The sequence below is a fragment of the Tateyamaria sp. Alg231-49 genome, from assembly GCF_900143535.1.
Classification (GTDB): domain Bacteria; phylum Pseudomonadota; class Alphaproteobacteria; order Rhodobacterales; family Rhodobacteraceae; genus Tateyamaria.
In genome coordinates, this window is record NZ_FRFA01000004.1 from 125,830 (window position 1) to 139,882 (window position 14,053).

Genomic DNA, 14,053 nt, shown 5'->3' on the forward strand with positions numbered 1-14,053 from the left:
CGCAGGTTGCGTCAGGTGTTCATGGAATCGAAGAATTCTTCGTTGGTCTTTGTCTGCTTGAGCTTGGAAATAAGGAACTCGATCGCATCCGTCGTCCCCATCGGATTCAGGATCCGACGCAATACAAAGGTTTTAGCGAGGTCGATCTTGTCGACCAGCAGTTCTTCTTTCCTTGTACCGGACTTGAGGATGTCGATTGCGGGGAATACGCGTTTGTCTGCGATTTTCCGGTCCAGCACGATTTCAGAGTTACCCGTGCCTTTGAATTCTTCAAAGATCACCTCGTCCATACGGCTACCTGTGTCGATCAGCGCTGTTGCGATGATGGTCAGTGAACCACCTTCTTCGATGTTCCGCGCTGCACCAAAGAACCGTTTCGGGCGTTGCAAGGCGTTCGCGTCCACACCACCGGTCAAAACCTTACCCGAAGACGGCACCACAGTGTTGAAAGCTCTACCAAGTCTTGTGATCGAGTCGAGAAGAATAACAACATCTCGTTTATGTTCGACCAAACGCTTGGCCTTTTCGATTACCATTTCAGACACAGCGACGTGGCGCGTTGCAGGTTCGTCAAAGGTTGAGCTGACGACCTCACCTTTAACCGAGCGCTGCATGTCCGTAACTTCTTCAGGCCGCTCATCAATCAAAAGAACGATGAGGTAGCATTCAGGGTGGTTCTTTTCGATGCTCGACGCGATGTTTTGCATCAGGACCGTTTTACCAGTCCGGGGCGGAGCGGTGATCAGTGCACGCTGACCTTTACCGATGGGCGCCACCAAATCGATGATACGGGCCGAGCGATCCTTGGTTGCTGGGTCGCTTGTCTCCATCTTCAAACGTTCATCAGGATAAAGCGGTGTGAGGTTATCAAACGCAATCTTGTGACGCGCCTTTTCAGGATCTTCAAAGTTAATCCGGGTCGCGTTTGTCAGAGCAAAGTAACGTTCTGTGTCGTCCGGCGCCTTGATCATTCCATCAATCGTATCCCCGGTGCGCAGAGAATACTGGCGGATCATGTCAGGCGAGACGTAGATGTCGTCCGGACCCGGAAGATAATTCGCTTCGGGCGAACGCAGGAAACCAAAGCCATCTTGCAGGACTTCGAGAACGCCATCACCGTAGACTTCCCATCCCTCATCTGCACGTTCGCGCAAAATCTGGAACATCATCTCGCCCTTACGCATGGTCGAGGCGTTTTCAATTTCCAACTCTTCGGCCATCGCCAAAAGGTCTTTGGGACTTTGCGCCTTAAGATCAGCGAGCGCGAGGACTTCGATTGGTTCAGAAGATGTCATGGGAATATTCTTGGCTTGCCCGTAATCGAGCATAGCACGTCCATTAGGATGTAAAGCTGTGTGCGATCCCCGGACGGGGTGCATGAGCGCAGATAAGGACCTATGGACGGCGAGTCAACGGTTTCAGAATTTGACCACGACAGAGAGGACAATCAGCACCATCAGAAGCGTTGGTACCTCGTTCATCATCCGGTACTGCCTGCCAGTCTTGACCGGGCCCCCGTTGGCAAATGCACGACGCTGTGCACTCAGCCATCCGTGAAAGCCTGACATCGCCAAAATGCCAATCAGTTTTGTCCAGGGCCATACAGCGCCCCAATCAATCACACCTGGAATGAGGGCAAGGCAAATGCCAAACACCCATGTTGCGATCATTGCAGGTGTCATGATCACTTTGAGTAGTTTGTATTCCATGGTCTGAAACAGTTCATGTGTTTCACCAGACAATCCGACCTGTTCTGAGTGATAGACATACAACCGAGGCAAGTAGAACAAAGCGGCCATCCATGCGATAACGGACATGATATGAAATGCCTTGATCCACGGATAAAAACTGGCAAGCAGATCAGTCATGTCGTGGTCCCTTCGTTCCGGGCCCACCTATAAATAAATAAAGAATATAAAAGAAGATGGTGATGAAGTAGGGATGCCGTTTTCTGTGGATCAAATGGTTATTGGTGTAGTTATGCCCAGAGTTCATAGGATTTCAAACGCTGGCCATAGATCTTTGATATCTAATATTACTCATTTAAAAACATATAGTTAAATTGAAGCACAGAGTATTTTTTCTGGGACGAATCTGTGGATAGTTCGGTACAAACCACGTTGCCCACACAGATGTAGTTTTCCTTGTTCCCTATGGGTTAAGAACGGGTAAACAGGGCGAAGCGGAGCCTGAGTAACTGGTGCTTCACAATTTCGCGGATCTGCGCACAACATGCCACAGTTTTAACCCCGTACTTTTTCACAAGGTTACGCACATGGATACATCCATTATTCTGGCGTCAGGCTCTCAAATCAGAGCGCAGCTGCTGCGCAATGCGGGCCTCGACTTTGATGTGAGCGTCGCCCGGATAGATGAAGACATGATAAAGGCTGCGCTGCTGGCTGAAGATGCGCCGCCGCGTGACATCGCCGATACGCTGGCCGAAATGAAAGCGCGCAAGATCGCAGATAAGAATCCAGATGCCATGGTTATTGGATGTGATCAGGTACTTGCGTTCAAACAGTCCATTCTGTCCAAACCGACCAGCCCAGAAGACGCGGCACAGCAGTTGCGCATGATGCGCGGTGAGCAGCACATCCTCCTCTCAGCGGCAGTTGTATATCATCAGGGAAAGCCGGTTTGGCGTCATGTAGGACAGGTTCGCCTGCGCATGCGGGATGTGTCGGACACGTATCTGGATGCCTATATTTCCAGAAATTGGGATGACATTCGCCACTCAGTTGGCGCATATCAGCTTGAGGGTGAGGGAGTGCGACTGTTTCACAGCATACAAGGCGACTACTTCCACGTGTTGGGACTACCGTTGTTGGAGTTGCTGGCCTATCTGACTCTACGCGGTGTGATCGAAGGATAGAGAGCGAAACACATGGTCGATAAAATCCCATTGGCCGGGGTCATAGGCTCCCCCATTTCTCATTCAAAGTCGCCACAACTGCATCGTCATTGGTTGAAAACCTACGGCATTGCAGGAGACTATATCCCAATGGATGTGGCAGCCCATGATTTGGCCGAGGTGTTGCGTGCCCTGCCAAAGGCTGGATTTGTCGGGGTCAACGTCACCATCCCGCACAAGGAAACCATTCTGGAAATTGCCGATCTTGTGACAGACCGGGCGACGTTGATTGGTGCCGCGAACACACTGATTTTCCGCAAAGATGGTAAAATCCATGCTGACAACACGGATGGGTACGGGTTTGTCGAAAACCTAAGATCCGGCGCTCCAGAATGGCGAGCCGGAGCTGGCCCTGCAACCGTATTGGGCGCTGGTGGTGCCGCACGCGCGGTGATTGCATCCTTACTTGATGCCGGTGTTCCAGAAATTTTTGTGACCAACCGCACCCGTGTGCGCGCCGAGAAGCTGGCGGACGATTTTGGGAAGCGGCTTACAATCGTGGACTGGGTGCAGGCGGGTAATATCCTTGAGGACTCGGCACTGATCGTGAACACGACATCCCTAGGAATGATTGGCAAACCGTCCATGCGCGTGCCGCTTGATGGATTGCGCCGAGGTTCTGTTGTGACGGACCTTGTGTACACGCCTTTGAAAACCGATTTGCTCGCCGTTGCGGAAGACGCCGGTTGTGTGACTGTTGATGGCTTGGGCATGTTGCTGCATCAGGCCGTGCCCGCCTTTGAACGCTGGTTTGGCAAAAGGCCCGAAGTAGACAGCCATGCGCGCGCGGCTGCTCTCAGATGAGTTTTCGTTTGGGGCTGACCGGGTCCATTGGAATGGGAAAATCCACGACTGCGCAAATGTTTGCCGATGCAGATTGTACCGTCTGGGATGCGGATGCAGCGGTGCACCGTCTGTATTCTCAAGGGGGTGCCGCGGTTAAGCCGATGGCAGAAGTCTTTCCAGACGCAATTGAAAATGGAGCTGTCAGCCGCGTAACGCTCAAGAATATCATTTCCACAGATCCTGGCGCCCTAAAACGGATCGAAAGCATTGTTCATCCGCTTGTTGCCGCTGATCGAGCGAAGTTTATTGAGCAGGCAAGCTCCGATATCTTGGTTTTCGACATTCCCCTGTTGTTCGAAACAGGTGGAGAGAAGGCGATGGATGCAGTGGCAGTTGTGTATGTTTCAGATGATGTTCAGCAAGCTCGTGTCATGGCGAGGGGCACAATGACACTGGACCAGTTTTTAGCCATCAAATCCAAGCAAATGCCCGCATCGGAAAAACGTGCCCGTGCAGATTTCGTCATAGAGACGGACACGCTTGAACATGCCCGCACCCAAGTCCATCATATCGTTGAGCAGATAAAAAAGCGGGTCTCACATGCGTGAAATCGTACTGGATACTGAAACAACGGGTTTCGACCCAGAAAGTGGCGATCGTATTGTCGAGATCGGGGCCATTGAACTGGTCGGCCACATCCCCACAAAAAACGTGTTTCATGAATACATCGATCCGGAACGCGGTATGCCCCAAGAAGCGTTCGAAGTGCACGGGTTGGGCGATGATTTTCTGCGTGGAAAACCAAAGTTCGCGCAGATTGGTCAAAAGTTTCTCGATTTTGTCGGTGACGCCAAGCTGGTGATTCACAACGCGGCCTTTGACATGAAGTTCCTGAACGCGGAGCTCAAGTGGTTGGGCCTTCCACAACTGCCATGTGATCAAGCCATTGATACACTTGAGATTGCGCGGCGCAGATTTCCGGGATCGCCCGCGTCCCTGGATGCTTTATGTCGTCGATTCAGCATCGATAACTCTGCCCGCACGCTGCACGGCGCCCTGTTGGACAGTGAAATTCTGGCCGAAGTCTATCTTGAACTGATTGGCGGGCGGCAGCCTGATTTCGCTCTGTCTGCGAGCGCTGGGCAGCGCAGTCAGCCAGGCGAAACGGTCGCATGGACCCCTTCGCCTCGGCCGAAGACACTTCCGTCTCGGATTACCGACAGCGAAAAACAAGCGCATTCGGAGTTTGTGGCCAAACTTGGCGACAATGCCATGTGGTCAAACTAAAACGCCCGACACGAAGTGTGCCGGGCGAGATAGATTGGTTTTCAAAGCCTTAGGCGTCGGCAGGCGCGGCCTGATTTTGACGACGCGCAATCTCGTTCCGGTAGAGCGAGATGAAATCGATGTTTTCAAGGTTCAGCGGTGGGAACCCACCATCACGCGTGATGTCGCTGACGACGCGACGCAGGAACGGGAAGATCATGCGCGGGCATTCGATCAAAAGGAACGGGTGCAACTGGTCTTCGGGCACGTTTTCGATATGGAACATGCCGACATAATCGATCTCCAGAACAAACAGGACAGTATCGCCCTCTTTGGCCTTCGACGTGATGTTCAGCTTGATCGCCACTTCGTACTGGTTGTCTTGCGAGCGTTTTTTCGCATCTAGATTCACCTGAACTTGAACGTCTGGCTGTACGTCTGGCGACGCGCCTTTTTGGGCGACGATGTTTTCAAACGACATGTCGCGGACAAATTGCCCAAGGACCCGCATTTGCGGCTGAACTGGTTGGGCTGCTTTTTCTTCGGCCATTGGTATTCTCCCGAGGGCGATTTGATTTGATGTCTGGTATCAGTTTGGGCGCAGGGCCTCAATGCTTGGTCCAGCCAGAAGGACCCTGCTGATCATTCGAATTTGGGTCGACCTCTGCATACTCGCCCTCGATTATGTCCGATTGCGGTCTGTGCTGGGGATGGCTGGCAAAAGTCTGTACATTAATGCGCGCCCGGGCCCATTTGAAAACAGCCAGGCGCACGCCCGGAATCAACAGAGCAAATCCAACGCCATCCGTGAAAAATCCGGGTGTTAGCAACAATGCGCCAGAAAACAGGATCATGGCGCCGTGGGCCAGTGCTTCGCTTGGGTCGCGCATTTCATTGAAAGACGATCTGACCTGCCCCAGCGCTTGCGCGCCCTGCGCGCGCACCAAAACCGTGCCCATAATTGCTGTTACAACAACAATCAAAAGCGTCGGCCACAGTCCAATCGCACCACCAATCTGGATGAACAGACCGATTTCGATCAACGGAACAGCAAGAAATGCCAAAAATAACCACATCTGCGACATCCTTTCCCTAGCCCATGCGGGCCACGTAGTGGACTTGGGTCCACTGGGCACCTACATAGGGATCAAACGTGGCGGTTGCCACCCGACCCGCTTAACGAGGTATGAATGAATTCTCCGCTGATCCAGTTGCTTGTCCTTGCGGGCATAGCCGTCTTTTTGATCCTGCGTCTGAAAAACGTGCTGGGCACTCGAGAGGGTTTTGAAAAGCCCCCTGCCCCACAAAAAACCAGTGACCGTGTTGGTGGCCCAAACTTGGAAGTCATCGAAGGTGGTCCCGATCTGGACATCACCGATCACGTTGAAGAAGATAGCGACGCTGCCAAGGCTCTGGCTGGAATGAAGCGGGTGGAACCGTCGTTCAACGTAGCAGATTTTCTTCAGGGCGCGCGCGGCGCTTATGAAATGATCGTTATGGGTTACGAGGCGGGCGAACTTTCAGACATTCAACCGTTTCTGTCTGAAGAAATTTATGAGTCTTTCGTTGATGGCGTGGCCGCCCGCGAAGATCAGGGGCTGAGCATCGAGGCTGAATTTATCGGCGTGCGCGAGTTGAAGCTGTTGGATGCGACATTCAACGAAGACACAAACGAGGCGGAGTTGAGCATTCGATTTGTGGCTGAACTGACATCTGTTGTCCGTGATCAAGGCGGCGATGTCGTAGAAGGCAGCCCGACCGAGGTGAAACGGCAGAAAGACACTTGGTCTTTTGCGCGAACCATGGGGGCTGACGACCCGAATTGGCTGCTGGTTTCTACAGACGGTTAATCCGAACCTATGTCGGGTTTCTTAGCGCAGCGGCCATCATGATTGGTGGGGCTAACGCTGAGGTACGGTATTCCGTCATGGAATATGGTGACCTTGATGGATGGGATGCGGATGACCATGCACAGGCGCTAAGCGTTTTTCGCAGCACATGTCAGGACATGAATGATCCCGATTGGCGCTCGCTTTGTGCTGTGGCGAGCGACATTCCCGATGCCAAAAGCTTCTTCGAGCTCTTCTTTCGCCCAGTTCTGATCGAAGACGGGGCTCCCGGCTTGTTCACTGGGTATTTTGAGCCTGAATTGGACGGCTCAAAGCGTCGCAGTTCCCGCTACCGCTATCCTGTTTATGCTATGCCGCCAGAGGCGCGCGTATCGCGCCCTTGGTATCCGCGACGCGACATCGTGCAGGGTGGCGTAATGAACGGGCGCGGCTTGGAAATTGCCTGGGTCGACGACCCTGTAGAGCTGTTTTTCCTTCAAATTCAAGGATCTGGACGAGTTAAGCTGCCGGGCGGACAAACGATACGCCTCGGGTATTCGGGCTCTAATGGACATGAATATCGCTCTATTGGGCAAGAACTGGTCAGGCGTGGAACGTTTTCACCTCATCAGGTTAGCGCAGATGTGATCAAGAATTGGGTGCGGCGCAATCCCGTTGCTGGTCAGAACCTTTTGCTGCACAGCCCGTCTTACGTGTTTTTCCGTGAAGTAAGCGAGGTGCCTTCCGATCTTGGGCCTCTTGGCGCGATGAATAGGTCCATCACCACGATGCGCACTGTTGCGGTCGATCCGGCCTTTGTTCCACTTGGCGCGCCGGTTTGGATTGAAAAAGATGGCAAAGGCCCATTGCGACGTTTGATGGTGGCGCAGGATACAGGATCCGCCATCAAGGGAGCGCAAAGGGCGGATGTTTTCTTTGGCACTGGCGATCGCGCTGGGCGTGAAGCGGGGCGGTTACGAGACCCGGGGCGGCTTATGGTATTGATGCCAATCCAGCGTGCCTATGCCTTGCTGCCCGAAAGCGCGATATGAAACGGCGCCGGCTGCGCCCGGACGAGGAAGAGTTGTGGCGCAAAGTTGTGTCGAACACGGAGCGATTGCATCCGGAAAAACCTCTGAAACCGCAGGACTTTGTCACAACACCACAGATGAAGCCGCGCAAGAAAGCAACGTTCGAAGCGATACCAAAATCGCTGACAATTAAGCCGCAAGCTCCCTCAACGTCTGCCTACCTTAGTCCGACAATCGCCGAACAGGTGGGTGGGCAACCTGTACAGATGGACAGGAAGGCTTTTGATCAGCTGAAACGGGGCAAGCTGCGCCCCGAAGGCAAGCTGGATTTGCACGGCATGACGTTGGAACGCGCACACCTTGCCCTGACGCGGTTCATTTTGAATGCGCAGTCCGGGGGTAAACGGCTGGTTCTGATCGTGACCGGTAAAGGCAAACAGCGTGACGATGGAGGACCGATCCCCGTCCGCTTTGGGGTCCTCCGTCATCAGGTGCCGCAATGGTTGTCTATGCCACCTCTTGCCCCGGCAGTTTTGCAAGTCACGCAAGCCCATGTGCGTCATGGTGGCGGCGGGGCGTATTACGTCTATTTACGCAAATTGCGGTAAGGCAGTCTGATACCGCTTGATACCGATCCACATGCAAACGCTGGCCAGCACAAAATAGAACGCGACCCCGATGAATTGCGTTGGCAAATCCACTTGTAAATCGATCAAAATTCCAGTGACTCCCGGCCCGATCGCCGAGCCAAGGACCATGACGGCTGTCGCCATCGCTTTGATCGAACCGATGTGCCGGGTGCCATAAAATTCGGCCCAAAATGCGTTGGGTAGGGTCGAATTTGCCCCAGTCGTCAATGCCAGAAATACAAAACCAATGGCTGCATGGCCCAATGATGTCGCGACAGAAAAAACCAAAAAGGCGATGACCATCGGCAGTTGGTAAAGTGTGATCAATCTGGCCGTCCCAAACCGATCAAGGGCCACTCCGGATATAACCATCGCCGCGATGGCGACCCCTGTGTAGAGCGGGAAGAGGGACACCAATGACAGGTGAGTCCACCCTTTGAGCTCAGCGAAGTAGACCTGATGAAAGAAGAATGCAGTGTTGAATGCAGAAGGCCCAAGGATGGCAGGCACCATGAACCAGAACAGCGGATGACGCAGTGCCGCGTTTCGGGACCAATGGGCTTCTCCCATGCCAAGGCTTTGGTTTTCATCAGCCATAGATTGCGGTGTGCGTTCTGTTTTTAGAAGTCGCAAAAGCAATGGTATGCCCAAGATCGCGACGCAGGCCGCCACCACCCAAAGTGACCGCCAGTGAAAGATGCCCAGAAGGGCCACGAAGATGAGAGGCAACAGGGCTTCCCCGGCGGCAAACCCAAGCGAGGCAATGGACAGTGCCCGCCCGCGGGTGGCCACAAACCACCGCGCCATCGATACGATAGCGATATGACTGCACAACCCCTGCCCTGTCAGCCGAAGCGCAAAGATCACGACCGGCAAAAGTGCCACATATGGGTTCCACGCCATCGCAAGGCATGCCGCCGCCAATCCTGCCAGAACCAATGCGCCCAAGGTGCGCGCGCGCAGCACATCTGTAAGCCCTCCTGCCCAGATCATCACGGCGGCAGATGCGGTAGTTCCAAGAGAATAGATCGCGCCCCATCCCCCGTGGCTTAGGCCAAAATCCATGCGGATTTCAGCAGCAAAGAGCGAGATGAAATAGGTCTGCCCAAAGGATGATAAGAGCGTAAGTACCGCCCCAGCCGACAGCCAGTTTCGATTTTCCTTTAGAAAAGTCAGTAGATTAAGGGACGCTGAATTTGTTTTCATGTCACTGGGCCGGGACCAAGACAACACCACCCGGGTCACCGTTCAGGAAACGGCGATCGATGTTAGATGATCGACGCAACAACTGGATCAATGCAGGAGAATTGCCAGCGACGAAATGATTGCCCGATTTGGGATCTGAAAACTCTGTTACATCCACAATCGTGATTGGAAGATCGGCGACTTCCCCAACATTGGATATATTGCCAAGCTGGCTTTCCTGGCCACGCAACCGGGATGACACACGAAGAACGGCGTCTTTGCGGGAGACGAAAACAACAAATGGGTTGGGTATGTCCTGGATTTGATTGAACTGGGCCCGAAAGACATCAACGTTCAGATCAGGTGAGATCAAAACCACGCCGCGGATATTTTTTCCGACCCAACCGGGCTGGGCAATCTCAAGCTGACGGAAAGTTTCCATCAAAAGAGAACCACCCATTGAGTGCGCAATGATAACCACGTCTGGTTGCCCTGCTGCTCGGACCGTTTTTAGAAGGTCGGCCAAACCGTCTCTCGCGAACAAAGAGCTGTCCTGATCATACCCGTAACCCAGCGGATTTGCGCGGCTTGGCCACGCATAGCTGACGTGGGCCCCCGGAATTTCCAAATCATGACCCAGCTGCGCCATTCGAAACGCAGCATCGGAAAAATTGTTGTTGTACCCATGTACAAAAACAACGACTTCGCGCTGATCAACTTTGCGTTTTGAGATTTCGGCTTCCAGACTAGAGGTAAAGCGGTTTTTGTCTTCGAACTCTTCAAGACCTGCGATGGCAAAGTCGCGGTCCAGCTTGGGAGAGTCTTGCCCATATGAAATAGTGCCCACCTCACGATTGGGTGGAATGGAAACTGTCGCCTTGAGCAGACGCAGAGAAGAAGATCGTTCGATCCCGAATTTGCCTGCGTCGTTGATTGCGCGTGTGGTGCCCATGTAGACAGGCAAGTTCAAACCAAAGTTAAGGGCGTCGGGCACGACCGGTGCAGTCGCGCGGTCATCACATGCACCGAGGGCAATAAGAAAAGTTAATATGACCCACCGCATACGCTTGTTCCCGATACTGCCTGCACAAGCCTTAGTGCAGATCAATCTGTAGGACTACAACACATAACGGCTGAGGTCAGTCGACCGCGAAAGCTCGCCCAGATGTTTCTCTACAAAGGCGGAATTCACGACAATTTCGTCCCCGCCCCGATCCGGCGCGTTGAAAGAAAGCTCCTCAAACACGCGTTCCATGACGGTGTAGAGACGACGCGCGCCAATATTTTCAATGGCCTGATTGACCTCTGCGGCGATGCGCGCCAGTGCGCGGATGCCTTCGGGCTCAAACGTGACAGTCACTTGTTCGGTGGCCATAAGAGCAGAGTACTGCAAGGTCAGTGCGTTGTCCGTTTCCTCAAGAATACGAACAAAGTCGTCTTCAGTAAGCGCCCGCAGCTCTACCCGAATGGGCAAGCGACCTTGTAATTCGGGAAGCAGATCGGACGGTTTGGCGATGTGGAACGCGCCGGACGCAATGAACAGGATATGGTCAGTTTTGACGGGACCATGTTTCGTGCTGACGGTTGTCCCTTCGATCAGGGGCAGCAGGTCGCGCTGCACCCCTTCACGGCTTACATCTCCGCCACGCGCATCGGAACGCGCGCACACTTTGTCGATCTCGTCCAAAAAAACGATTCCGTTTTCCTGCACTGACTCAAGTGCGGTTTTTGTGACGGTTTCATCATCGAGCAGTTTGTCCGCCTCTTCCCCGATCAGCACGTCATAGCTGGAGGCGACAGTCAGCTTTTTGCGGGTCGTGCGACCGCCCATCGCTTTGCCGAACAGATCGCCAAGGTTCATCATGCCCGCCCCAGCACCAGGCTGCCCGGGAATATCCATCACCGGAAATGGGTTTGAGGTGTCGGCGACATCCAGTTCAATCACGGTATCGTCCAACTCGCCGCTGCGCAGTTTCTTGCGAAACATTTCCCGCGTGTTGTCCCGCGCATCAGTTCCAGCGATTGCAGTGATTACGCGATCTTCTGCGGCATCCTTGGCTTTGGTTCTTACATCTTCCCGCATCAGATCACGGGTTTGCGCAATCGACGCATCGACAAGATCCCGAATGATCTGCTCGACATCACGGCCGACATAACCAACCTCTGTGAATTTCGTAGCTTCAACCTTGAGAAAGGGCGCGCGCGCCAGTTTGGCGAGGCGGCGGCTAATCTCGGTCTTGCCCACGCCAGTGGGGCCGATCATCAATATGTTCTTGGGATAGACTTCATCGCGCAGATCATCGCCCAGTTGTTTGCGGCGCCACCGGTTGCGCAAGGCCACGGCCACAGCGCGTTTGGCGTCGGCTTGGCCGATGATGAACCGGTCAAGTTCTGAGACGATTTCGCGCGGGGTGAGGTCAGTCATTCGTCGTTCCTTTGATCGTCTCAACGGTCAGGTTTCCGTTGGTGTAGACACAGATATCTGAGGCGATGGCCATCGCATCACGGGCGACGGTCTCGGCATTGCGATCGCTGTCCATCATGCCGCGGGCAGCGGCCAAGGCATAGTTCCCGCCAGACCCGATGGCCGCGACACTATGTTCGGGTTCCAACACGTCGCCCGCCCCGGTGATCACGAACAAATCGGTTCCGTCCGTGACGATCAGCATGGCTTCCAGCTTTTGCAGGTATTTGTCGGTGCGCCAGTCTTTGGCCAGTTCCACGCTGGCGCGGGCCAGTTGGCCTGGCGTCGCCTCCAGCTTGGTTTCAAGCCGTTCGAGCAAAGTGAATGCATCGGCAGTCGATCCGGCAAACCCTGCCACAACGTCAAAGCCGCCGGGGGATAGGCGACGCACCTTGCGCGCGGTTCCTTTGATCACTGTCTGCCCAAGGGAAACTTGGCCGTCGCCTGCGATCACAACCTCACCGCCTTTTTTCACGCCGATGATCGTGGTGCCGTGCCAGCCGGGGAAATTCTCTTTGGTCATAAGTTTGCCTTCCAGTTACGATACCATATGAAACCGCCATCCCTCTTTCGCAAGGCCAAAGCCTGAAGTGACCTCTGTGCTCAACCGCGATTATCTGCGCCAATCAGCGCGCGAGACATTTCTCCCTTTGGCAAGTGAAGCTGGCATTGATCCGACGGGCTATTCAGTGGGTGCTGAATGGATCAAGGATGATGCCAACCGTTTACATATTGTTCAAAGGTATGATGGGCCAGATGGCGCAGCTGTTGTGCTCAAACATGCGTTGCGCCCAGTCGATCAAGCCGGGTTTGGCGCAATACTGGACGCACATCGAAACGCGCATACCGCTTTGTCTGGGCACGAGGCAGCGGGCGTTCCAGAGATTTTGGCGCAGGATGTGGACCGCCAGAGTTATCTCATGTCGTTTTTTTCTGGCGAGACGTTCCTGAACCTATGTCGCCGAAACGAAAATCATGAACCGTTCTTGCATGCCGCTGGTGTTTGGCTTGGCGCGTTTCATGCGGCCACGTTTGAGCAAGAGCGTCCGTTTCAACCCAAGTTCATGCTAGATCATATGCACCGCCTGTCGGATCAAATGGAACGGGGCGAGCGCAAAATACTTGGTCAGAAACGCTTTGTTTCATTGGCGCGAGACATGGGCTCTTATGCGCAGGATGCGACAGGGCATTTGGGCAAGGTTTCTTCGAAACATGGCGATTTGAACGCGCACAATATCCTGATCGATGGAACGCGTGCCGTTGCACTTGATTTTCTGGCGCCATCGACGGCGCCTGTTGGCTACGATATCGCGCGCTTCTTGCTCAGTTACGTGCAAATGGTTGGGGATCTGGACAGCCTGCCAAAAGGTCACGTGCTGCCGCCGGATGCGATGCAGGCTTTTTTTGAAGGCTATGGGAATGTCTCGTCAAACGACCCGGTGGTGCACTTTCTTATGAGGATACAAATCCTGACCGATTGGAACCGCATGTCGGATAAGAAAACGCTTGCCAGTGTCATGCGGTTTGAACGCATAAAAAAAATCGCGCGCCGGGCTTTTGCCTGACGCGCGATCCTAACAAATTCTACAGGGGCTTAGATCGACTCTTCGATCCAGCTTTGCAGTGCTGCTTTTGGCTTGGCACCTGCCATGTTGGAAACAACCTCACCGTTTTTGAAGATGAACAGTGCAGGGATACCGCGCACACCCATCTGAGCAGGCGAGTTGGGGTTCGAATCCACGTCTACTTTGACGATCTTCACTTTGCCTTCCATCTCGCTCGACAACTCTTCGAGTGCGGGGCCGATCTGTTTACAAGGGCCACACCATTCTGCCCAGAAATCCACCACAACGGGGACGTCGGAATTTCGGACTTCGGCGTCAAATGTCGAATCTGTTACGGCCACAGTTGCCATTCTATCTCTCCTGGATGCACCACGCGTGAGACGG

At 53.8% G+C, this 14,053-nt stretch carries 17 protein-coding genes; 8 read left to right on the forward strand and 9 right to left on the reverse strand.

Annotated elements, in window-relative coordinates; genetic code table 11:
- Positions 1-11 precede the first annotated feature (11 nt).
- Entirely contained in the window at positions 12-1,295 is a 1,284-nt protein-coding gene (rho, locus tag DHN60_RS08460; protein ID WP_108836959.1) for a transcription termination factor Rho, read from the reverse strand.
- A 123-nt stretch (positions 1,296-1,418) separates the two neighbouring features.
- A complete protein-coding gene (gene hemJ, locus DHN60_RS08465; protein WP_108836859.1) occupies positions 1,419-1,868 on the reverse strand; it encodes a protoporphyrinogen oxidase HemJ in 450 nt (149 codons plus the stop codon).
- A 407-nt stretch (positions 1,869-2,275) separates the two neighbouring features.
- On the opposite strand from hemJ, the gene DHN60_RS08470 reads away from it, so the two are divergent.
- From DHN60_RS08470 to dnaQ, 4 genes are read left to right on the forward strand one after another with little or no spacing between them, the layout of a single operon-like run.
- Positions 2,276-2,875 carry a nucleoside triphosphate pyrophosphatase gene (locus tag DHN60_RS08470; RefSeq protein ID WP_108836860.1) on the forward strand — a complete coding sequence of 200 codons (600 nt, stop codon included), beginning with the start codon at positions 2,276-2,278 and terminating at the stop codon, positions 2,873-2,875.
- Positions 2,876-2,887: 12 nt separating this feature from the next.
- Entirely contained in the window at positions 2,888-3,718 is an 831-nt protein-coding gene (locus tag DHN60_RS08475) for a shikimate dehydrogenase (protein ID WP_108836861.1), read from the forward strand.
- Positions 3,715-4,308: a dephospho-CoA kinase gene (gene coaE, locus DHN60_RS08480; protein ID WP_108836862.1), complete on the forward strand. Its 594-nt coding sequence runs from the start codon at positions 3,715-3,717 to the stop codon at positions 4,306-4,308. Before DHN60_RS08475 ends, coaE begins: the two co-directional genes overlap by 4 nt.
- The gene (dnaQ, locus tag DHN60_RS08485; protein ID WP_108836863.1) at positions 4,301-4,987 is read left to right on the forward strand and encodes a DNA polymerase III subunit epsilon; all 687 of its coding nucleotides are present in this window, start codon (positions 4,301-4,303) and stop codon (positions 4,985-4,987) included. The genes coaE and dnaQ overlap by 8 nt, the downstream gene beginning before the upstream one ends.
- Positions 4,988-5,036: 49 nt before the next feature.
- Here dnaQ and secB read toward each other — a convergent pair whose 3' ends face one another.
- Both secB and DHN60_RS08495 read right to left on the reverse strand, forming a co-directional pair.
- Positions 5,037-5,516 (reverse strand): protein-export chaperone SecB, encoded by a 480-nt coding sequence (gene secB, locus DHN60_RS08490; protein ID WP_108836864.1) that lies wholly within the window; start codon positions 5,514-5,516, stop codon positions 5,037-5,039.
- A gap of 58 nt (positions 5,517-5,574) precedes the next feature.
- Positions 5,575-6,042: an FxsA family protein gene (locus tag DHN60_RS08495; protein WP_108836960.1), complete on the reverse strand. Its 468-nt coding sequence runs from the start codon at positions 6,040-6,042 to the stop codon at positions 5,575-5,577.
- Positions 6,043-6,156: 114 nt separating this feature from the next.
- Here DHN60_RS08495 and DHN60_RS08500 point away from each other — a divergent pair, with 114 nt between their 5' ends.
- Genes DHN60_RS08500 through DHN60_RS08510 form a run of 3 tightly spaced genes read left to right on the forward strand, consistent with a single transcriptional unit; the run spans position 6,157 to position 8,434 of the window.
- Positions 6,157-6,816, forward strand: a complete 660-nt coding sequence (locus DHN60_RS08500; RefSeq protein ID WP_108836865.1) for a Tim44/TimA family putative adaptor protein — start codon at positions 6,157-6,159, stop codon at positions 6,814-6,816.
- A 38-nt stretch (positions 6,817-6,854) separates the two neighbouring features.
- The gene (locus tag DHN60_RS08505) at positions 6,855-7,847 is read left to right on the forward strand and encodes a murein transglycosylase A (protein WP_108836866.1); all 993 of its coding nucleotides are present in this window, start codon (positions 6,855-6,857) and stop codon (positions 7,845-7,847) included.
- Positions 7,844-8,434 carry a Smr/MutS family protein gene (locus DHN60_RS08510; RefSeq protein ID WP_108836867.1) on the forward strand — a complete coding sequence of 197 codons (591 nt, stop codon included), beginning with the start codon at positions 7,844-7,846 and terminating at the stop codon, positions 8,432-8,434. The genes DHN60_RS08505 and DHN60_RS08510 overlap by 4 nt, the downstream gene beginning before the upstream one ends.
- Here DHN60_RS08510 and DHN60_RS08515 read toward each other — a convergent pair.
- From DHN60_RS08515 to hslV, 4 genes are all read right to left on the reverse strand, one after another.
- A complete protein-coding gene (locus DHN60_RS08515; protein WP_108836868.1) occupies positions 8,417-9,661 on the reverse strand; it encodes an MFS transporter in 1,245 nt (414 codons plus the stop codon). The genes DHN60_RS08510 and DHN60_RS08515 overlap by 18 nt on opposite strands.
- Before the next feature lies 1 nt (position 9,662).
- Positions 9,663-10,592 carry an alpha/beta hydrolase gene (locus DHN60_RS08520; RefSeq protein WP_159089154.1) on the reverse strand — a complete coding sequence of 310 codons (930 nt, stop codon included), beginning with the start codon at positions 10,590-10,592 and terminating at the stop codon, positions 9,663-9,665.
- Positions 10,593-10,757: 165 nt separating this feature from the next.
- Positions 10,758-12,065, reverse strand: coding sequence for an ATP-dependent protease ATPase subunit HslU (gene hslU / locus DHN60_RS08525; RefSeq protein WP_108836870.1), 1,308 nt, complete (start codon positions 12,063-12,065; stop codon positions 10,758-10,760).
- A complete protein-coding gene (gene hslV, locus DHN60_RS08530; protein WP_108836871.1) occupies positions 12,058-12,627 on the reverse strand; it encodes an ATP-dependent protease subunit HslV in 570 nt (189 codons plus the stop codon). Before hslV ends, hslU begins: the two co-directional genes overlap by 8 nt.
- A 67-nt stretch (positions 12,628-12,694) precedes the next feature.
- Between hslV and DHN60_RS08535 the strand changes: the two genes are divergently transcribed.
- Positions 12,695-13,669 (forward strand): phosphotransferase, encoded by a 975-nt coding sequence (locus DHN60_RS08535; protein ID WP_234423579.1) that lies wholly within the window; start codon positions 12,695-12,697, stop codon positions 13,667-13,669.
- Between the two features lie 29 nt (positions 13,670-13,698).
- Here DHN60_RS08535 and trxA read toward each other — a convergent pair whose 3' ends face one another.
- Positions 13,699-14,019, reverse strand: coding sequence for a thioredoxin (gene trxA, locus DHN60_RS08540; RefSeq protein ID WP_108836872.1), 321 nt, complete (start codon positions 14,017-14,019; stop codon positions 13,699-13,701).
- Positions 14,020-14,053 lie beyond the last annotated feature (34 nt).